We start from the raw sequence: 19,231 nt of genomic DNA, 5'->3' as shown, positions 1-19,231 counted from the left end.
CAATAAAAACCCTTTCCTATATACTTTCATGGAGTTTGCTAATTACATGTGAAACATCTAGTACATTCTATACGTCTATTTATTAACATTAATTCATAATTATCTTATTGATTAAAGAAAGAGGAGGAAAGGCATGCTAGCCTATGCATTGGTTTTGGCATTTGTCGCATCCGTTGTTTTTACACCGTTTGTTAAGCGTCTGGCTTATCGGATAGGTGCTGTGGATCGTCCTAATTACCGCAAAGTTCACGCACGCATTATGCCAAGGCTTGGTGGACTTGCCATTTATTTATCATTTATACTTACTTATTTAGTTTACCGCCCAGATGGCGAATTTGATAAAGCACTATTGATTGGTGCAACCATTATAATTATTACCGGTATGTTAGATGACATGCTTGAAATTACTGCGAAAGCAAAAATTTTAGGACAACTTTCAGCAGCAGCAGTTATTGTTGTTTTTGGTGACATCCAAGTTGAATTTATTAACTTGCCTTTCGGTGGAACACTTGAGTTTGGTTACTTTTCTATTCCACTTACGATTCTATGGATTGTTGCCATTACAAATGCTGTAAATTTGATTGATGGCTTAGATGGCTTAGCGGCGGGAGTTTCAACTATTGCACTCATCACTTTGTCTGCAATGGCAATTATTATTGGGAATCCTTTTGTTGCTAGTGCAACAGCGATCCTTGCAGCGAGCACTCTTGGATTCTTGGTATTCAATTTCTATCCTGCACGGATCTTTATGGGAGACACAGGAGCTTTATTCCTAGGCTACATGATTTCCGTATTTGCACTTCTTGGATTTAAGGGTGTCACGATGTTCGCTTTGATCATCCCGATCATTATGCTCGGTGTACCAGTATCCGACACATTCTTTGCAATCATTCGTAGGCTTCGCGAAAAACAACCGCTCTCAGCAGCGGATAAATCGCATTTGCATCACTGCCTACTTAACGTTGGATTCACACATCGTCAGACGGTTTTAATCATTTACTCAATTGCTGCACTTTTTGGTGTGACAGCTTTAATTTTCTCCCAAGCTACAATCTGGGGAGCACTTCTTCTGGTAGCGGTCATGTTGGTAATCATTGAACTGTTTGTCGAAATCATTGGTCTTGCTGGAAAGAATTATCGTCCAATCTTAAACCTTTTAAAATTTACAAAATAAAAATGAGCAGCTTCTGATGAAAAATTTCATCTAGAAGTTGCTTTTTTTATTTTCCGATGTAAAATAGATAAATAAGAACAAGTGTTCTATTTAAGGGGTGAGGAAGATGCCAGTAGGATCAGAAGAGCTGGTCAATCAATTGGAAAAACTGATTTACTTGCCTATGGTAATGACTGTATTTGCGAAAGATCGAGAAATAATTGCTAAGGCTGGTTTTAAATTACCTCGGCCCTACCTAGAACTTTTAGAACGTGCAGATAAACAAGTACAACAAGAGTTGAAAGAAGTTCATGAAATCATTCGAAAAGAAGGAGTAAAAGTAGTGCGAGGAAAAGGTGATGAATTGTTTACGGAGTTTATTTTCTATCACCAAGGTTACGAAGAGCATAGACGCTACTTAAATGTGCGACTCCGCAACCAAGTTGAAGAATATGTAAGAACTTACTTAGGCGTTGTCAGCTGAACAGGATGGGTGAAAAACTGTTCTCTGCTTTCTAATCTTTTTAAAAATCCACTGCGGATTGCATTTGCTAAAACCAGTTGGCGGTTCAATGTAGAAAAGGACGCATTCACCGTAATCACTTTTCCATTTGTGAAGTGGATGTCCGTAAAGCCAGCAGCAACTGTAGATTTTTTATGCATTTCAATTGCATGTAGAGAAATCCAAGTGTTCAAGGGAGAGCGTGGCGACATAAGTGGAATAAGAACAAAGGGTTCACCTTTAATATTTTCAATAACAATCGGAACTTTATGATATTGCCCCACCAATTCATGAGAATCTTTAATTGCCTTCCCAATCGAATTTCCACAAAACTCACACGTGTTTCGCACTAATGTAAAACAATCTGTTGCAAAAATGGTAGAAGTCCCACTCAACGTGACTACTTCCGCCTGAATACTAAACTCATTGAATACAGGTCGTACCATGGCTGTATCCAAAGTTAAGTAGGTGTCTTTAGCTACTCGTTTTGCTTTCAAATAGTATAGCCCCTTCGCATTAGAATACTTCCTATTATACCGTTAATTGGAAATTAGACAATAGCTATTGATTGATTATTTAAAATAAATAATGTAGTTTGTTTAATTTGAATTTTCTAAAAAGTTATTGCAAAAAAAGAAAGTCTTGCTATAATAGAAATCAAAAGAGGTGAATATTATGGACAAGTACTATTCATACACAGATTTTCTAAAAGCTATGTCAGACACGGGAACAGAGAATACATCGGCCGCGCTGCTACAAGAAATCTATCTGGATATGTTCTTAGACCATATTCACCGCGAGCAACTTCTAGAGAGACTCGAGTTGCTAATCGATGAAGCGCTCGACGCGGGGGATCAAGAGAAATTTATGCTGTATACGGGTCAGCTCAATGAGCTACATAAAGCCGAATGAAAAAACTGCCGACTTGGCAGTTTTTTTGTGTTTTCAAAAAGAGTAAATGATTGCGAAATCGCTATAGAAAGTCTACTATAAAAACATACGTTCGTTTTTAACTCTTTGTAAAAAGGGTATCATATGAGAAACGAAGATACGGAGAGATTTTATATAGAAGGAAGTGTAGTGAAATGGCGGAACAGACCCTTTTTGACTTGCAAGCTCCTTATGAACCAGCAGGAGATCAAATAACCGCAATCCGAGAACTGATCGCTGGCGTCAAAGAAGGAAAACGGCATCAGACATTACTCGGTGCAACAGGCACAGGGAAAACATTTACGGTCTCTAACGTAATCAAAGAAATTAATCGCCCCACTTTAGTGATGGCACATAATAAGACACTTGCTGGTCAATTGTATAGCGAGTTCAAGGAGTTCTTTCCAAACAATGCAGTTGAATACTTCGTCAGCTATTATGACTACTATCAACCGGAAGCCTATGTACCCCAAACCGATACGTATATTGAAAAAGATTCAAGCATAAACGATGAAATTGATAAACTTCGCCACTCTGCTACATCCTCTCTTTTTGAACGAAAAGATGTCATCATTATTGCATCGGTTTCGTGTATTTATGGTTTAGGGAATCCGGAAGAATACAAAGAAATGGTTGTATCTCTTCGAACGGGTATGGAGATTGAACGCAACCAACTGCTGCGTCGCCTTGTAGATGTCCAGTACGAGCGCAACGATGTGAATTTTATTCGAGGAACATTCCGTGTGCGAGGTGACGTGGTAGAAATTTTCCCCGCTTCTCGAGATGAGAAGTGTATTCGTGTTGAGTTTTTTGGAGACGAAATTGATCGCATTCGAGAAGTAGACGCATTGACCGGTGAAATTGTAGCAGAACGAGATCACGTGGCTATTTTCCCAGCATCCCACTTCGTTACGCGTGAAGAGAAAATGAAGATTGCTATTGAAAATATTGAGCGTGAATTAGAAGAACAATTGAAGAAATTACGTGCTGAAGATAAATTACTAGAAGCGCAACGCTTAGAACAACGCACGAACTATGATTTAGAGATGATGCGTGAAATGGGCTTTTGCTCAGGTATTGAAAACTATTCGCGTCATTTGACATTGCGTGAACCGGGTGCCACTCCGTATACATTGCTCGATTATTTTCCAGATGACTTCTTACTTATTGTCGATGAAAGTCACGTGTCCTTGCCACAAGTGCGCGGCATGTACAACGGTGACCAAGCGCGAAAATCTGTGTTAGTCGAACACGGTTTCCGATTACCTTCCGCACTCGACAACCGTCCGTTAAAATTTGAGGAGTATGAAGAACGCATTCATCAAGCAATTTATGTGTCGGCCACACCAGGCCCGTATGAACTTGACCATACACCAGAAATGGTTGAACAAATTATTCGTCCGACTGGTTTACTTGATCCTGTCATTCATATCCGTCCGATCACCGGACAGATTGATGATTTGATTCATGAAATCAATGTGCGAGCAGAACGAAACGAACGTGTGTTGATTACAACATTGACGAAGAAGATGTCAGAAGATCTTGCGGATTATTTAAAAGAGCTGCAAATTAAAGTGCAATACCTTCACTCTGAAATCAAGACGCTAGAGCGGATAGAAATCATTCGCGAGCTTCGACTGGGAACATATGACGTGTTGATTGGAATCAACTTGTTACGAGAAGGTCTAGATATTCCAGAAGTTTCGTTAGTAGCGATTCTTGATGCAGATAAAGAAGGATTCCTGCGTTCGGAACGTTCACTCATTCAGACGATCGGGCGTGCAGCTCGTAACTCGAATGGTGAAGTAATTATGTATGCAGACAAAATCACAGATTCCATGCAAAAAGCCATCGATGAGACCAAACGTCGTCGTGAAATTCAGATGGCGTACAACGAAAAGCATGGCATCACACCAACGACGATCGCGAAAAAAGTGCGTGAAGTAATCCGTGCGACACAGGAAACGGAAGAAGTGGAAAGCTACGCACAACAACTTGTTTCTGGTAAGAAGTTGACGAAAGAAGAACGCGAGACGCTCATCATGAGCATTGAAAAAGAAATGAAAGATGCTGCACGCGCACTTAACTTTGAGCGAGCAGCAGAGCTTCGGGATGCACTTCTCGAATTAAAGTTAGAGGGAGGAAGCTAAATGAAGCACCAAGAGATTCGAATAGAAGGGGCACGTGCCCATAACTTAAAAAATGTGAGTTTGACCATTCCTCGTGACAAACTGGTCGTGATGACCGGATTGTCGGGTTCCGGTAAATCTTCTCTCGCATTTGATACGATTTATGCAGAAGGACAGAGACGCTATGTAGAGTCCTTGTCTGCTTATGCGCGTCAATTTTTAGGCCAGATGGATAAGCCGGACGTCGATACGATTGAGGGTCTTTCTCCCGCGATTTCAATCGATCAAAAAACTACGAGTCGTAATCCTCGCTCTACAGTAGGGACGGTAACAGAAATCAATGATTATCTACGCCTATTGTATGCACGAGTAGGAAAACCGATCTGTCCAAATCACGGAATCGAAATTACCTCTCAAACAATCGAACAGATGGTGGACCGCATAATGGAATACCCAGAACGAACGAAGCTTCAAGTGCTCGCACCTGTTGTTTCCGGACGTAAAGGGACACATGTGAAATTGTTTGAAGACTTGCGAAAACAGGGGTATGTCCGAGTACGTATCAATGAAGACTTAGTAGATCTAGATGACAATATAGAGTTAGACAAAAATAAAAAGCACACAATTTCTGTCGTGATCGACCGTATCGTTATCAAAGAAGGTGTGGAACCTCGACTAAGTGATTCATTAGAAGCGGCACTACGTTTGGCAGAAGGGAATGTCATTATCGATGTCATCGGAGAAGAGGAGTTATTGTTTTCTGAGCATCACGCATGCCCGTACTGTGGATTCTCAATCGGTGAATTAGAGCCGCGTATGTTCTCGTTTAACAGTCCATTTGGAGCTTGTCCAGACTGTGATGGGTTGGGGATGAAATTAGAAGTGGATCAAGAACTAGTTGTTCCGGATATGTCCTTATCATTAGCGGACGGGGCAATTGTTGCCTGGCAGCCGACGAGTTCGAACTACTATCCAAAATTATTAGAAGCTGTGGCGAAACACTATAAAATTTCCATGAAAAAGCCGGTTAAAGATTTGCCTAAAGACCAGTGGGATAAAATCATGAACGGTACCGGGAAAGAGAAGATTCGCTTCCGCTACGTAAATGAATTCGGGCAAGTGCGCGATAACATGATTTACTTTGAAGGAGTACTTGCAAATGTTGAACGCCGCTACAAAGATACATCGTCCGACTATATTCGTGAGCAAATGGAAAAATATATGGCAGAACATGCATGTCCGACATGTAGTGGGTACCGCTTGAAGGAAGAGTCTCGAGCGGTAAAAGTAGAAAGCTTGCATATCGGGGAAGTCAGTGAGTATTCGATTGAAGAAGCACAAGCGTTTTTCAACGGTTTGAACCTTTCTGAAAAAGATATGCAGATCGCCCGCCTTATTTTACGTGAGATCGAAGAGCGTCTAGGTTTCTTAATCAATGTGGGACTGGATTATTTAACGCTTAACCGCGCTGCTGGAACCCTTTCTGGTGGAGAAGCGCAACGTATTCGTTTGGCGACACAGATCGGTTCGCGTTTAACCGGTGTTCTATACATTTTAGATGAGCCATCAATCGGCCTTCACCAACGCGATAATGACCGACTCATCGGGACGCTTCAAAGCATGCGAGATATCGGGAACACATTAATTGTCGTTGAACATGATGAAGATACAATGATGGCGGCGGATTATCTCATTGATATAGGTCCAGGAGCTGGTGTGCACGGCGGAGAGATTGTTGCTGCTGGAACTCCTAAACAAGTGATGAAGAGTAAAAAATCACTCACGGGCCACTATTTGAGTGGTAAGAAGTTCATCCCCGTGCCAGTGGAACGCCGAGAATCAGATGGTCGGAAATTAACGATTCATGAAGCAACGGAAAACAATTTGAAAGGTGTCTCTGTCGACATTCCACTTGGTTTATTCACAGCAGTCACAGGCGTTTCCGGGTCTGGAAAGAGTACATTGATCAATGAAATCCTTTATAAATCACTCGCACAAAAAATTAATCGTGCAAAAACAAAACCGGGTGCGAGTAAAGGAGTCACTGGAATCGAACAACTTGAAAAAATCATTGATATTGACCAGTCTCCGATTGGGAGAACGCCTCGTTCCAATCCGGCGACGTACACCGGCGTTTTTGATGATATTCGGGATGTGTTTGCTGCGACGAATGAAGCGAAAGTGCGCGGCTATAAAAAAGGTCGCTTCAGTTTCAACGTGAAAGGCGGTCGCTGTGAGGCCTGCCGTGGAGACGGGATTTTAAAAATCGAGATGCACTTTTTACCAGACGTCTATGTGCCGTGTGAAGTGTGTCATGGAAAACGCTACAACCGTGAGACTTTGGAAGTGAAATACAAAGGGAAAAACATCTCAGATATTTTAGAGATGACAATTGAAGATGCGGTTCTATTCTTTGAAAATCATCCGAAAATCCATCGTAAACTCCAAACGATTGTAGATGTCGGACTTGGCTATATGACATTAGGTCAGCCAGCAACAACACTTTCTGGTGGGGAAGCGCAACGTGTGAAACTTGCAAGTGAATTGCATAAACGCTCTACAGGAAAGAGCTTCTATATTTTAGATGAACCAACAACTGGACTACATGTAGATGATATCGCTCGTTTGCTAGTTGTTCTGCAACGCCTTGTGGACAATGGTGAGAGCGTATTAGTCATTGAACATAACCTAGATGTCATTAAAACAGCGGATTATATGATTGATCTCGGTCCTGAAGGTGGAGATAAAGGAGGGACTCTTGTCGCAACTGGAACTCCTGAGGAAGTATGTGAGGTCGCAGAATCGTATACAGGTCGATACTTGAAACCTGTTCTTGAACGGGATAAGGCACGAATGAAAGCATCCGTGAAAACGGCTGCGAAAGCAAAATAACGTCAAGGGATGAAACTTTTTTGTTTGCCAGACGTATGAGATACTGTAGGAAGAAAGAATACCAGTAGAAAGAGGAGGCCACACCATGCAAGATGAACGTAAACGTATATTGGATATGCTAGAAAACGGACAAATTACTGCACAAGAGGCAATGGGACTGCTGGATGCTTTATCGAAACAACAAGAACAGACACATACGAGCTTCAAACAAGACACAAAAGAAACGACGAATCGTAACCGTGATTTCATTGAAGATGCAAAGCGTGATTTTACTGTAGTAGGAGAACGTGTCATGCAGATGATGCAAGGGACGGTCGAAAAGCTGCGTCAATTTGATTTCGACAATCCATTTGGAGACGCTGTGACGATTAAAGATTCTTATACGCTTCATCCGGAATCACTTCGTTCGATTACAGTAGACATCGCAAATGGGAAAGTGGAAATTTATCCGACAGACGAAGCGCATGTTACAGGAGATGTGACAGTAAAGTCATACCGCTCTATGCCGGAAGAAGAGTTACGTCAAAAATTACACTCCGACTTTGTATTTAAAGAAGAAGATGGGCGCTTACGTGTATTTAGCGATATGAAGACGATTGCTGCTCACCTTACCTTGAAAGTCCCGAAACATCACTACGAGCAATTGACCGTTCGTTTATTCAACGGCGATTTAACGGCTGGATCGTTTGATGCGAAACATATTAAAGTGAAGACGACAAACGGCAAAGTTTCGCTCCACCACATGGAAATTGAGGAAGTGGACATTGAAACTGTCAATGGTGCTGTTCAATTGAAGGATGTAAACGGGGAAGCAGTAGAAGTAGAAGCAGTGAACGGCCGTATTTACGTAGAAGGAAAAATTCGTGACCTTGAAGCGACGAGCGTCAACGGAAATCTTGTATTGACGACTAAGCACCAGTCACCGCGTAAATTAGAAGGATCCGCGTTAGCCGGTAATGTGGAATTATACGTTCCACGTCATTTACCACTTAAAGGTGAAGCCTCTACACAACTAGGGCAGTTAGATGTCCAACTTGCAGATGTGACGCAGACGAATCATTCGGAACAATTTATGATGAAGAAAGTTTCGTTCACAAAAGCAACAGATGACGATCAAGCACCTCTCTACGTATCAGGGGAAGCGAAGACAGGTACTGTTGTTGTTCGCTATACAACAACAGAAGAATCACATGCACCCGCTCCTGCAGCGACGACTTCTACAGATGATACGTCGACAACGGAAGCGTTAAATGATGCATTCGATTCATCAAATACTCATGACCCAGAGAATCGCTAATTCATAGGTAAAGCCTTGCCATCGCGGCAAGGCTTTTTTTGTGGATGCTACATGGAGGTTGGGGTGACAGGCACCATTTACCATCAGTTCCCAAATGGTGCCTGTCACCCCTTTCTTCTAAAGTACACTTCGAATCCCCGCAGCAATCCCTTTCGCACACTTCCGCTGGTACTCCTCCGACAACAACAACTCACACTCCACTCGATTTGTCATAAAACCCACCTCTACCAAGATAGCTGGCATAGTAGTGCGTGTTAGTACATGGAAATTCCCTGTTTTCACACCTCGATCCAAGCGTCCCGTCTTCTTCACTAACTGAGCCTGCACAGCCTTAGCGACAAGATGAGATTTCTTGCTCGCTCGTGGGGCAATGTAGATTTCAATTCCAGAAACAGCGTTCCAGATCGACCCATACGCATTTGCGTGAATTGACACAAACAAACTGGCTTTTAACTGATTGGCAAACTGCGACCTTTCCCATAAAGGGACGTCCCTATCTCCGTTCGTGGTAAAGTGACATGTCACAATTCCCTCTAATTCTTGCTGAACAAATTTTGCAATCGCTGCATTGACATGATACTCCCGCAATCTACCATCCGGTGAACGCTTACCAGCAGTGAAAGGGCCATGACCTGGGTCCAAAACTATACACATTGACTTCTCCTCCTTTTCAGAATAAATAGAGAAAAGGAGGGCGGAAGGATACAATTCCCTCGAGAAGTCGTGCTACAATAAGAGATATGTTTTTGAAAAGGGGGAATCGTATGGCCCACGTCACCGCAAAAGATTTGCTCGAACAATTTCCGCTTACACTCGTTAGTGGGGAAGAAGGAATTGGACGACACGTTTCGATTATTGATATCTCACGGCCAGGACTTGAGATGGCGGGCTATTTTACACATTATCCGTCCTCCCGCGTCCAACTATTAGGAAAGACCGAGCTCTCATTTTTTGAACTACTCGAGCCAAATGAAAAACAGCAGCGTATGCTGAAGCTCTGTGCTGCAGATACACCTGCCATTATCGTGGCGCACAATCATGAAGTGCCAGAAGAACTTCTTGCAGCTTCGAATGAAAAATCAGTGCCAGTATTTAAAACGCATATTCCGACGACGCGCTTTTATAGTCAGCTGACAAACTTTTTAGAACGGGAACTTGCACCGATGACAGCCGTTCATGGCGTGTTGGTCGACATCCACGGTGTTGGTGTTCTCATTATCGGGAAATCCGGCGTCGGGAAAAGTGAGACGGCTCTAGAACTTGTCAAACGTGGTCACCGACTAGTGGCAGATGATTGTGTGGAGATTCGTCAAGAAGGCGAGGGCGTACTGATTGGATCAGCGCCTAAATTGATTGAACATTTGCTAGAAATTCGCGGACTCGGTATCATCGACATTATGACCTTGTTCGGGGCTTCGGCAGTCCGTAGTCAAAAGCGAGTCACTCTCGTTATTGAACTGGAACTATGGGATGGGGCAAAAAATTATGATCGTCTCGGGATAGAAGAAGAAAAAATGCCAATCATTGGTTCGGAAATTACGAAATTGACGGTTCCTGTCCGACCAGGTCGAAACTTAGCGGTTATTATTGAAGTGGCCGCCATGAACCACCGATTGAAAAAAATGGGGATGAACGCGGCAGAAGATTTTGCAAACCGCCTAGATTCCGTCATAAATTCTAAATAGAAAGCAGGAACTTTGCATGTGGGATAGTGTTTTACTTGCCATCGATCCAGTTGCGTTTCAACTCGGACCGTTGTCAATTCGTTGGTATGGCGTTATTATTGCGCTCGGAATCGTCGTTGCATTTTTAGTAGCGCAAAAAGAGATGGTCAAGCGTGGCTTTCATCAAGAATATTTAACCGATCTATTGCTGTGGGCAATTCCACTCGCAATCATCGGAGCACGTATTTACTACGTTATTTTCAAGTGGGAAAACTACGCAGACAATCCACTGGACGCTTTTAAAATTTGGGAAGGTGGAATCGCGATTCACGGTGCGTTGATTGCATCGTTCTTAACAGCGTACTTCTTCACAAGAAAGCGGAAAGATTCGTTCCTGAAAGTAACCGACATTGTCGCACCAAGTATTTTAATTGGGCAAACGGTTGGGCGCTGGGGCAACTTCATCAATCAAGAAGCGCATGGTGGTGAAGTGACGCGCAGTTTCTTAGAAAGTTTATACATTCCGAACTGGATCATCGAACAGATGAACATTCGTGGAACGTATTATCATCCGACATTTTTGTATGAATCTATCTGGAACTTGACGGGGGTCATCATTTTGATCCTCCTTCGCAAAGTGAATCTGTTGCGCGGTGAAATGTTCTTGTTCTACTTAACATGGTACTCTGTTGGTCGCTTCTTTATTGAAGGGCTTCGTACAGATAGTCTTTATTTAGTGGGAGATTTGAGAACGGCACAGGTCGTTTCCCTTGTAACGATTGTTGTCGCAATCATTGTATTTGTATATCGTCGTTTTGTGTTAAAAGTGAAAGTACGCTATCAAGATTAAGAAAGAAGGCCATGCTCGTGGGGATTTGGAAACGCGGTGCGCAAGCAGGACTGAAAACAGCTTGGACACTCGGGAAAATCATCTTTCCCATAACATTTATTTTAACCATCTTGCAGTTCACCCCGGTACTTCCTTGGGTGACAGAATTGATTGCGCCTTTCATGCGTCTGATTGGTTTACCTGGTGAAGCAGCCATCCCACTTGTTCTAGGGAATGCATTGAATTTGTATGCAGGAATCGCAGGGATCTTATCATTAGAGCTGACGGTTAAAGAAGTATTTATATTAGCCGTTATGCTATCTTTTTCCCATAACATCTTCATTGAGACGGGTGTGGCACTGCGAGTCGGTGTCAAACTTTGGGTCGTCTTAGTTGTCCGTTTCGGGCTTGCCATCATTTCCGCTGTATTGATTAATTGGCTATGGAAAGGTGGAAGTGAGACGGCTCAATATGGGGTCATTCAAGCAACAACTGCCGTTCCAGAAGGATGGGGAGAAATCGTGCTCCTTGCTTTACAAAAAGCGGCGATCGGTGTGTTCCAATTAGCACTCATCGTTATTCCACTCATGATTGTCATTCAGTTTTTACGCGAGAAAGGCTATATGCAAAAACTTAGTGACCGCATGGGACCGCTCACACGCGTGTTAGGTGTACAACCAAATGCATCCTCTACGCTCGTAGCGGGTCTAGTGATTGGGCTTGCTTATGGTGCAGGCGTTATGATTCAAGCCGTGCAAGAAGACGGGGTCAGCAAAAAAGACGCAACACTCGTATTTATCTTCCTAGTTGCGTGTCACGCCATTGTAGAAGATACACTCATCTTTATACCTTTAGGAATTCCTATTCTGCCACTCCTATTAATCCGTTTGATTACAGCATTTGTTTTAACAATCGCTGTCGCGTATGTCTGGAGGAGAGCAGAACGCACTCAACAGAAAGAGGTGACGCAGTAGCTATGTCACACTACAAAGCAGTTTTATTTGATTTAGACGGTACATTGATTGATACAAATGAATTGATCATTCAAACATTCCAAACTGTGTTGGATGATAAATTTCCTGGTAAATATTCAAGAGAATCCATCCTTCCTTTCTTAGGACCGCCTCTTTATGAGACATTTACTCAAGTAGACCCAACACAAGTGGACGACTTGATTGCCGCTTACCGGAAATGGAATGTAGAGAACCACGATTCGATGGTGCAGGCTTTTCCTGGAGTGGTAGATACAGTGAAAGAGCTGCACGACAGAGGCATCCAGTTAGCGATTGTTTCGACGAAAAGAAACGAAATGATCGAACGCGCTTTGAATCTAATGACTATCCGTGAGTATTTCTCTGCCGTTGTAGGCTTAGATGACGTAAAGCATGCAAAGCCAGATCCAGAACCTGTACAATTGGCACTGTCAAAGCTCAATGTAGCTCCTGAAAAAGCACTGATGGTAGGGGATAACTTCCATGATATTATGGCGGGGCGAGCAGCTGGTGTAGATTCAGTGGCTGTTGCTTGGTCTATCAAGGGATTGGATTATTTACTTGCGTTTGAGCCGAAATTTACACTACATAGTATGGATGAACTTCTTACGATTGTGGATGGCGAAGACAAATGAGAAACACTACGCGTTACCCTGTAACTGAAAGCAACTCGCTTTGGCAGATTTACAAAACGGTTCCTCTAACTAAAGTCATGAAAAACTTCATTGTCATTCAAATGACGCGCTATTCGCCTTCACTGAAGTTGAAGAATTGGCTCTACAGGACATTTTTAAAGATGGAAGTTGGGGAACAGTCAGCTTTTGCCTTGATGGTCATGGTCGACGTCATGTTCCCAGAGAAAATTAAAGTCGGACGGAACTCAATAATCGGCTACAACACAACCATTCTTGCCCATGAATATTTGATTGATGAATACCGTCTCGGAGATGTCATCATTGGTGACAATGTCTTAATTGGCGCAAATACGACCATCCTACCTGGTGTCACAATCGGGGACGGTGCCACAGTCTCAGCGGCAACTTTGGTCCACAAAGATGTTCCTGCTGGAGCGTTCGTCGGCGGAAACCCTATGCAAATCATACGCAACTAACTCAACCTGGTCCAAGAGTGGACCGGGTTTTCTTTTATCCTTTTTTGTGGGTGCCTGTCACCATTTGGAAACCACCCCCATTTGGTGCCTGTCACAATTTACCGAATTATACCTGGAAATCCTTCCACCCAGGATTTGTTGCCACTAAACAGTCAACCATTGTAATTTCAATGAAACATAAACAGGCAGTTGAGTACCCCTATTTTATTGGGTTTCTGTCAACGCGTATCTCACGATGTATCAGAATTTTCTAGAGCAGCGTTCTCCATATCTAAAACTAAAGTTGAGTGGAATGAAGGGGTTGACTCCAGTGGGATCAAAGTCTGTCGTGAGATCCCGCAGGAGCCTGCGACGAGGAAGCTCACGCAGCGCCCACGGAAAGCAACCCCGTAATGGAACTCAACGTCTAAAATTGCACAATTTCTGAACAGTCGGCTCCACATCTAATTGGAATCGAGTTGCGAACGCCAGAAACACGCTCCGGAATCAGCCGCACCCACAAAGGCTGAAAAACGCCTTCATGGGTACGTCTAATTTCCTCGGAGTTTCTAGAGTGGCGTTCTCCACATCTAATAGATAAAGGAAAAGCCCCAACAGTTGACGAATACTATAGCATACCGTACACTAAATAAATAATTCATTTCTCTACTACTCTAGCATACTAAAGTATTTAAAGTGAGGCGATCTAGATGTCAGTCATACAACCGTTCGAAAAACCGCTTGGCATGCGGGATACACTTCCAAAACTCTACACACACCACCAAACCCTTCGCACAAAAGCGATGTCCTATATAACCAAAAACGGCTATGAGTTTATTCAAACGCCGTCACTGGAATACTTCGAAACTATCGGGAAAATCAGTGCTCTCGATGAAGCAGCCCTTTTTAAACTCGTAGATAACCAAGGAGAGATGCTCGTTCTTCGACCAGACCTCACGACACCAATCGCACGAGTAGCAGCTGCGAAACTGTTGAAAGAAAAAAACCCATTGCGACTTGCTTACAATTCGACAGTGTTCCGTGCGCAACAACGAGAGGGCGGTCGTCCAGCCGAATTTGAACAATTAGGCCTTGAGCTTTTAGGGGATACATCGGCACTCGCGGACAGCGAGATCTTGCGGCTAGCCGCAGGGTTACTGCGTGAACTGGGTCTTGAAGACTTCACCATTACGATTGGCCATGCTGGGCTCATCAATCAAGCACTTGAGACATTGATTCCATCAGCTGAAGAGCAACAGCGTGTTCGAGAATTTTTAGTGGAAAAAAACTTTGTCAGCATCGACCGCTGGGCTGCAGATTATAAACAGTCAAATCCATTTTATGCGTTTTTTCAAGAGGCGATCGGGGGTACTTCTTTAAAAGACCTACTCCAAGCCTTCCCTGAACTTGCGACAAATGAGACGAAACAATTCGTATCGGTCATCGAAACGATTGAAACACTACCGGAATTACAAAATGTGTTTCAAGTGGATCCGTTAGTCGTCAGTCACATGCACTACTACACAGGAATGGTTTTCGAGGTGTACGGTGCAGGCAGTGGCTTCCCGTTAGGAAATGGTGGGCGCTATGATGATTTATTGAAGCAATTTGGAACAGAAGTGGGTGCGACTGGATTTAGTATTCGTATCGACCACCTTCTTGAAATCTTGCCAACGTCAACTGAACCCGTAACTCGTCGCTTACTGTATACGACTCAAAGCATGTACGCAAAAGCGCTCGACCTGGCTGCAGAGTATAAGCAACAAGGAGAATTTGTAACGATTCAATTAAAACAAGCCGTCCAAGACACAGAGAGTTTTGAGAAGAACTTTGATCAAGTGACGGATTTGACAGAAGGTGAACTGTAATGGACTTTTTAACAATTGCGATGCCAAAAGGCCGTATATTTGAAGAGGCACTGGAACTTCTTGCAGCAGCGGGCTATCAACTTCCTGAAGAGATGGAAGACTCCCGTAAACTGATTGTGGAAGTGCCGGAAGAAAAACTACGGTTTATTTTAGCGAAACCGATGGACGTTCCCGTCTATGTGGAACACGGTGTTGCGGATCTTGGGGTGGCAGGAAAAGATGTGCTCCTTGAGCAACAACGCAGTGTCATGGAGCTTGTAGACTTAAAAATCAGCTACTGTTACATGGCAACAGCAGGCCTTCCAGATACCAAGATGAATGATGTGGCACCACGTGTTGCAACGAAATATCCATCGATTGCGACTTCGTTTTACAAAGAAAAAGGAGAGCAAGTCGAAATCATTGAACTGAATGGATCGATTGAGCTTGCGCCGATGATTGGACTTGCAGATCGCATTGTCGATATCGTATCAACAGGGCGGACATTAAAAGAAAACGGACTTGTAGAATACGAAAAAATTGTCGATATCACATCTCGACTCATTGCAAATCCGGTCAGCTACCGCATCAAACAACAGCGTATTCGAGAAATGGCGAAACGACTTCGAGAAGCAGTGGAGGCGGAAGTGGAATGAAAAAAGTAAACTGGTCTCAAGAGGTTTCTATTCAGCGCTCAGTTGATCAAGGGTCAGAAGCAGACCGCCAAATTGTGCAAGACATCATTGAACAAGTCAAACTGTCTGGTGATAAAGCGCTTTTCGAGTTCACATTAAAATGGGACAAAGCAAAACTCAACACATTACACGTTACTCAAGAGGAAATTCAACAGGCACTTGCTGACATTGACCCAGAACTCAAGCAAGACCTTGAAGAAGCAGCAGACAATATCCGTCGATTCCATACGCTTCAATTGCGTGAAGATATCGTCCAGCCATTAGATGCGGAAAGTTATCTTGCCTACCGCTTTTTGCCAATGGACGCAGCGGGGCTATACGTACCAGGTGGAACAGCAGCTTATCCGTCTTCTGTTCTGATGAACGCAATTCCAGCGAAAGTCGCAGGTGTCAAAAAGCTTGTTATCACGACACCACCTTCTGCAGACGGAACAATTCCTACTGGAGTGCTTGTGGCAGCGGCTATTGCAGGTGTCGATGAAATTTACAAAGTTGGTGGCGCACAAGCCATTGCAGCTTTAGCATACGGAACGGAATCCATTCCGAAAGTCGACAAAATCACAGGGCCTGGGAACCGCTTCGTAGCGCTCGCAAAACGTGAAGTGTTCGGCACTGTGTCCATCGACAGTATCGCAGGTCCGAGTGAAGTGGCCGTGCTCGCAGATGAGACGGCGTTTGCAGCAGATGTCGCAGCGGACCTTCTCGCTCAAGCGGAACACGACCCGTTAGCATGCTCAATTCTCATCACAACAAGTGACAAACTAGCAGACGAAGTAGCAGTGGAAGTTGAACGCCAACTGCAAACACTTCCGCGTGAAGAAATCGCTAGGGCTTCGATTGAAGCGTATGGAACGAGCTATATTGTCGAGTCGATGGATCAAGCCATTGCTGCAGTGAATCAACTAGCACCGGAACATTTAGAAATCATGACACGTGACGCTGAAGAAGTGAGCAAGCAGATTCGACATGCCGGAGCCATTTTCATCGGTCGCTATTCATCTGAACCGATTGGGGATTATTTTGCAGGGACGAATCACGTGCTTCCGACTAACAGCACCGCTCGTTTTTCAAGTGGCCTAAGTGTAGAGGATTTCCAAAAAAAGACGAGTGTTATTTACTATACAAAAGAGCTATGGCAAGAAAACTACCCAAAAGTAGCCCGTTTAGCTCGCATGGAACAGTTAGAGGGACATGCGCGCGCTGTTGAAATACGAAGAGACCTGGAGGACAACTAACATGACGACACGTAAAGCACAAAAAGAGCGAAAGACGAGCGAGACGTATGTAAACGTAGAACTAGCAATCGATGGGACAGGACAATCGACAATTGATACGGGTGTTGGCTTTTTAGATCATATGCTCGACCTGTTCGTTCGCCATGGGTTGTTTGATGGGAAAATTACTGCGAAAGGTGATACACATATCGATGATCACCACACGACAGAAGATGTCGGAATCGTACTCGGGCAGGTCATTCTAGAAGCACTGGGTGATAAAAAAGGAATCAAGCGCTATGGCAGTGCATTTATCCCGATGGATGACGCTTTAGCGCAAGTGGTGGTTGATGTGTCGAACCGCCCTCACTTAGAGTTCCGAGCAGAGTTCCCAAAAGAAAAAGTCGGCACGTTCGACGTCGAGCTCGTGCATGAATTCTTATGGAAGTTTGCATTAGAATCACGAATGAACGTCCATGTCATCGTGCATTACGGACACAATACGCACCACATGATTGAAGCGATTTTCAAAGGATTGGCACGAGCGTTAGATGAAGCGACACAAATCGATCCACGTGTAACTGGAGTTCCTTCTACAAAGGGCTCTCTATCGTAAGGAGGAAGTCAACAATGGTTCAACTATATCCGGCTATCGACATGAAAGATGGCAAATGTGTGCGTCTTTACCAGGGCGATTATGATCAACAGACTATATACGGAGACTCTCCGTTTGAAATGGCGAAATCATTTGTAGAGCAAGGTGCTGATTGGATTCACTTAGTGGATCTTGACGGAGCAAAAGACGGCACAAAACCTCATGCAGATGAAGTTGTGAAAATCAAACAAGAGCTTGGGATTTCTGTTCAAATCGGTGGAGGGATTCGATCTCTTGAAGATGCAGCATTCTATTTAGACAAGGGCATTGACCGCGTTATCATCGGAAGCCTTGCAGTGAAAGAGCCTGAACTTGTCGAAGAGATGCTTTCGAAATTTGGTGGTGACCGTATCGTGCTTGGGCTCGATGCTAAAGATGGTTTCGTCGCAACTCACGGTTGGTTAGAGACATCTGAACTGACAGCTGTGGAAGTGGGGAACCGATTTGCAAAAGCGGGAGCAAAACATATCGTCTTCACTGATATTGCGATGGACGGTACACTCGCAGGACCTAACTTAGAAGCGACCAAAACACTCGCTAAAGAGACAGGATTGAACGTCATCGTGTCAGGTGGCATTAGTTCACTTGATGATATTCGTGCTGTGAAAGCAGCGGCAAAAGAGTCGACGATTGCAGGCGTCATTGTCGGAAAAGCAATTTACAGTGGACGATTTACAGTGGCACAAGCAAAGGAAGTGGTACAATGAACCTTCGATTTGACGAAAATGGACTGATTCCAGTTGTCCTCCAACATGCAAAAACAAAAGAAGTACTGACCCTTGCGTACATGAACGAGGAATCGTACAACAAAACCCTTGAGACAAAAGAGACATGGCTCTACAGCAGAAGCCGTCAAGAGCTGTGGCACAAAGGAGCTACCTCTGGAAACACACAGCGCGTCGTCTCTATCTCAGCGGATTGTGATCAAGATGCTCTTGTTGTAGCCGTACTTCCAAATGGTCCAGCGTGCCACACCGGTGCAGACAGCTGTTTCTTTGAACCAATACTAGAAGGCGACGGAGGTCCTTCTGTCCAAGCGATTGCTGCACTAGAAGAAGTCATCAAAGATCGCTATGCATCTCGACCAGAAGGCGCCTACACGACCTATCTGTTTGAAAAAGGCGTCGACAAGATTGGCAAGAAAATTGGGGAGGAAGCGACAGAAGTCGTCATCGCTGCAAAAAACAATGACGCAGAAGAACTTTCCATGGAAGCGGCTGACCTGATCTATCACTTGCTTGTTATGCTACAAAACCAGCATGTACCATTTGATGAAGTGTTGAAAATCCTTGAACAGCGTGCTGCGAAGTAGTGAAATCAAGAGTGCGAAAAACTTTCCACA

Annotated in this window: 19 protein-coding genes; 17 read left to right on the top strand and 2 right to left on the bottom strand. The window is 43.8% G+C overall.

Features of this window, described 5'->3' with window-relative positions:
* Nucleotides 1-133: 133 nt before the first annotated feature.
* Entirely contained in the window at nt 134-1,174 is a 1,041-nt protein-coding gene (locus tag ACF3OH_RS09675) for a glycosyltransferase family 4 protein (RefSeq protein ID WP_204590990.1), read from the top strand.
* Between the two features lie 106 nt (nt 1,175-1,280).
* A complete protein-coding gene (locus ACF3OH_RS09670) occupies nt 1,281-1,637 on the top strand; it encodes a hypothetical protein (protein WP_204590988.1) in 357 nt (118 codons plus the stop codon).
* On the opposite strand, the gene ACF3OH_RS09665 is transcribed toward ACF3OH_RS09670, so the two are convergent.
* Nucleotides 1,616-2,152, bottom strand: a complete 537-nt coding sequence (locus tag ACF3OH_RS09665) for a competence protein ComK (RefSeq protein ID WP_392454320.1) — start codon at nt 2,150-2,152, stop codon at nt 1,616-1,618. The two genes, ACF3OH_RS09670 and ACF3OH_RS09665, sit on opposite strands and share 22 nt — an antisense overlap.
* Before the next feature lie 178 nt (nt 2,153-2,330).
* Here ACF3OH_RS09665 and ACF3OH_RS09660 point away from each other — a divergent pair, with 178 nt between their 5' ends.
* From ACF3OH_RS09660 to ACF3OH_RS09645, 4 genes are all read left to right on the top strand, one after another.
* On the top strand, nt 2,331-2,567 hold the full coding sequence (locus tag ACF3OH_RS09660; protein WP_204590984.1) for an IDEAL domain-containing protein: 237 nt from the start codon (nt 2,331-2,333) through the stop codon (nt 2,565-2,567).
* 173 nt (nt 2,568-2,740) lie between these two features.
* The gene (gene uvrB / locus ACF3OH_RS09655; RefSeq protein ID WP_204590982.1) at nt 2,741-4,735 is read left to right on the top strand and encodes an excinuclease ABC subunit UvrB; all 1,995 of its coding nucleotides are present in this window, start codon (nt 2,741-2,743) and stop codon (nt 4,733-4,735) included.
* On the top strand, nt 4,736-7,606 hold the full coding sequence (gene uvrA / locus ACF3OH_RS09650) for an excinuclease ABC subunit UvrA (RefSeq protein ID WP_392454318.1): 2,871 nt from the start codon (nt 4,736-4,738) through the stop codon (nt 7,604-7,606).
* 85 nt (nt 7,607-7,691) lie between these two features.
* A complete protein-coding gene (locus ACF3OH_RS09645; RefSeq protein WP_392454316.1) occupies nt 7,692-8,903 on the top strand; it encodes a DUF4097 family beta strand repeat-containing protein in 1,212 nt (403 codons plus the stop codon).
* A 117-nt stretch (nt 8,904-9,020) separates the two neighbouring features.
* Here ACF3OH_RS09645 and ACF3OH_RS09640 read toward each other — a convergent pair whose 3' ends face one another.
* Nucleotides 9,021-9,557, bottom strand: coding sequence for an N-acetylmuramoyl-L-alanine amidase (locus ACF3OH_RS09640; RefSeq protein ID WP_392454314.1), 537 nt, complete (start codon nt 9,555-9,557; stop codon nt 9,021-9,023).
* Between the two features lie 110 nt (nt 9,558-9,667).
* Between ACF3OH_RS09640 and hprK the strand changes: the two genes are divergently transcribed.
* The 11 genes from hprK to hisIE all read left to right on the top strand — a co-directional run bounded on the left by hprK (nt 9,668) and on the right by hisIE (nt 19,201).
* Nucleotides 9,668-10,588, top strand: coding sequence for an HPr(Ser) kinase/phosphatase (gene hprK, locus ACF3OH_RS09635; RefSeq protein ID WP_392454312.1), 921 nt, complete (start codon nt 9,668-9,670; stop codon nt 10,586-10,588).
* A gap of 16 nt (nt 10,589-10,604) precedes the next feature.
* Nucleotides 10,605-11,417: a prolipoprotein diacylglyceryl transferase gene (gene lgt, locus ACF3OH_RS09630; protein WP_392454310.1), complete on the top strand. Its 813-nt coding sequence runs from the start codon at nt 10,605-10,607 to the stop codon at nt 11,415-11,417.
* Between the two features lie 11 nt (nt 11,418-11,428).
* Complete coding sequence (locus ACF3OH_RS09625) at nt 11,429-12,370, top strand: nucleoside recognition domain-containing protein (protein ID WP_392454309.1); 942 nt, start codon at nt 11,429-11,431, stop codon at nt 12,368-12,370.
* Between the two features lie 2 nt (nt 12,371-12,372).
* Nucleotides 12,373-13,023 carry a pyrophosphatase PpaX gene (ppaX, locus tag ACF3OH_RS09620; protein ID WP_392454307.1) on the top strand — a complete coding sequence of 217 codons (651 nt, stop codon included), beginning with the start codon at nt 12,373-12,375 and terminating at the stop codon, nt 13,021-13,023.
* Complete coding sequence (locus ACF3OH_RS09615) at nt 13,020-13,499, top strand: DapH/DapD/GlmU-related protein (protein ID WP_204590967.1); 480 nt, start codon at nt 13,020-13,022, stop codon at nt 13,497-13,499. The genes ppaX and ACF3OH_RS09615 overlap by 4 nt, the downstream gene beginning before the upstream one ends.
* Before the next feature lie 689 nt (nt 13,500-14,188).
* On the top strand, nt 14,189-15,346 hold the full coding sequence (locus tag ACF3OH_RS09610) for an ATP phosphoribosyltransferase regulatory subunit (RefSeq protein WP_392454305.1): 1,158 nt from the start codon (nt 14,189-14,191) through the stop codon (nt 15,344-15,346).
* A complete protein-coding gene (gene hisG / locus ACF3OH_RS09605; RefSeq protein WP_204590963.1) occupies nt 15,346-15,981 on the top strand; it encodes an ATP phosphoribosyltransferase in 636 nt (211 codons plus the stop codon). The genes ACF3OH_RS09610 and hisG overlap by 1 nt, the downstream gene beginning before the upstream one ends.
* Nucleotides 15,978-17,255: a histidinol dehydrogenase gene (gene hisD / locus ACF3OH_RS09600; RefSeq protein WP_392454304.1), complete on the top strand. Its 1,278-nt coding sequence runs from the start codon at nt 15,978-15,980 to the stop codon at nt 17,253-17,255. The genes hisG and hisD overlap by 4 nt, the downstream gene beginning before the upstream one ends.
* 1 nt (nt 17,256) lies before the next feature.
* Nucleotides 17,257-17,850 (top strand): imidazoleglycerol-phosphate dehydratase HisB, encoded by a 594-nt coding sequence (gene hisB / locus ACF3OH_RS09595; protein ID WP_204590960.1) that lies wholly within the window; start codon nt 17,257-17,259, stop codon nt 17,848-17,850.
* Nucleotides 17,851-17,864: 14 nt separating this feature from the next.
* Nucleotides 17,865-18,596: a 1-(5-phosphoribosyl)-5-[(5-phosphoribosylamino)methylideneamino]imidazole-4-carboxamide isomerase gene (hisA, locus tag ACF3OH_RS09590; protein WP_392454302.1), complete on the top strand. Its 732-nt coding sequence runs from the start codon at nt 17,865-17,867 to the stop codon at nt 18,594-18,596.
* Nucleotides 18,593-19,201: a bifunctional phosphoribosyl-AMP cyclohydrolase/phosphoribosyl-ATP diphosphatase HisIE gene (hisIE, locus tag ACF3OH_RS09585; protein WP_392454300.1), complete on the top strand. Its 609-nt coding sequence runs from the start codon at nt 18,593-18,595 to the stop codon at nt 19,199-19,201. Before hisA ends, hisIE begins: the two co-directional genes overlap by 4 nt.
* The last annotated feature ends 30 nt before the right edge of the window (nt 19,202-19,231 follow it).

It is taken from the genome of Chryseomicrobium aureum, from assembly GCF_043182735.1.
GTDB lineage: Bacteria > Bacillota > Bacilli > Bacillales_A > Planococcaceae > Chryseomicrobium > Chryseomicrobium aureum.
The sequence above is the reverse complement of the archived record's forward strand: the minus strand, read 5'-3'. Positions and strand labels throughout refer to the sequence as shown.

Coding starts and splice junctions, on each gene's coding strand:
- ACF3OH_RS09675 (WP_204590990.1), top strand. CDS start 134: ATGCTAGCCTATGCATTGGTTTTGGCATTTGTCGCATCCGTTGTTTTT.
- ACF3OH_RS09670 (WP_204590988.1), top strand. CDS start 1,281: ATGCCAGTAGGATCAGAAGAGCTGGTCAATCAATTGGAAAAACTGATT.
- ACF3OH_RS09660 (WP_204590984.1), top strand. CDS start 2,331: ATGGACAAGTACTATTCATACACAGATTTTCTAAAAGCTATGTCAGAC.
- uvrB (WP_204590982.1), top strand. CDS start 2,741: ATGGCGGAACAGACCCTTTTTGACTTGCAAGCTCCTTATGAACCAGCA.
- uvrA (WP_392454318.1), top strand. CDS start 4,736: ATGAAGCACCAAGAGATTCGAATAGAAGGGGCACGTGCCCATAACTTA.
- ACF3OH_RS09645 (WP_392454316.1), top strand. CDS start 7,692: ATGCAAGATGAACGTAAACGTATATTGGATATGCTAGAAAACGGACAA.
- ACF3OH_RS09640 (WP_392454314.1), bottom strand. CDS start 9,557: ATGTGTATAGTTTTGGACCCAGGTCATGGCCCTTTCACTGCTGGTAAG.
- hprK (WP_392454312.1), top strand. CDS start 9,668: ATGGCCCACGTCACCGCAAAAGATTTGCTCGAACAATTTCCGCTTACA.
- lgt (WP_392454310.1), top strand. CDS start 10,605: ATGTGGGATAGTGTTTTACTTGCCATCGATCCAGTTGCGTTTCAACTC.
- ACF3OH_RS09625 (WP_392454309.1), top strand. CDS start 11,429: ATGCTCGTGGGGATTTGGAAACGCGGTGCGCAAGCAGGACTGAAAACA.
- ppaX (WP_392454307.1), top strand. CDS start 12,373: ATGTCACACTACAAAGCAGTTTTATTTGATTTAGACGGTACATTGATT.
- ACF3OH_RS09615 (WP_204590967.1), top strand. CDS start 13,020: ATGAGAAACACTACGCGTTACCCTGTAACTGAAAGCAACTCGCTTTGG.
- ACF3OH_RS09610 (WP_392454305.1), top strand. CDS start 14,189: ATGTCAGTCATACAACCGTTCGAAAAACCGCTTGGCATGCGGGATACA.
- hisG (WP_204590963.1), top strand. CDS start 15,346: ATGGACTTTTTAACAATTGCGATGCCAAAAGGCCGTATATTTGAAGAG.
- hisD (WP_392454304.1), top strand. CDS start 15,978: ATGAAAAAAGTAAACTGGTCTCAAGAGGTTTCTATTCAGCGCTCAGTT.
- hisB (WP_204590960.1), top strand. CDS start 17,257: ATGACGACACGTAAAGCACAAAAAGAGCGAAAGACGAGCGAGACGTAT.
- hisA (WP_392454302.1), top strand. CDS start 17,865: ATGGTTCAACTATATCCGGCTATCGACATGAAAGATGGCAAATGTGTG.
- hisIE (WP_392454300.1), top strand. CDS start 18,593: ATGAACCTTCGATTTGACGAAAATGGACTGATTCCAGTTGTCCTCCAA.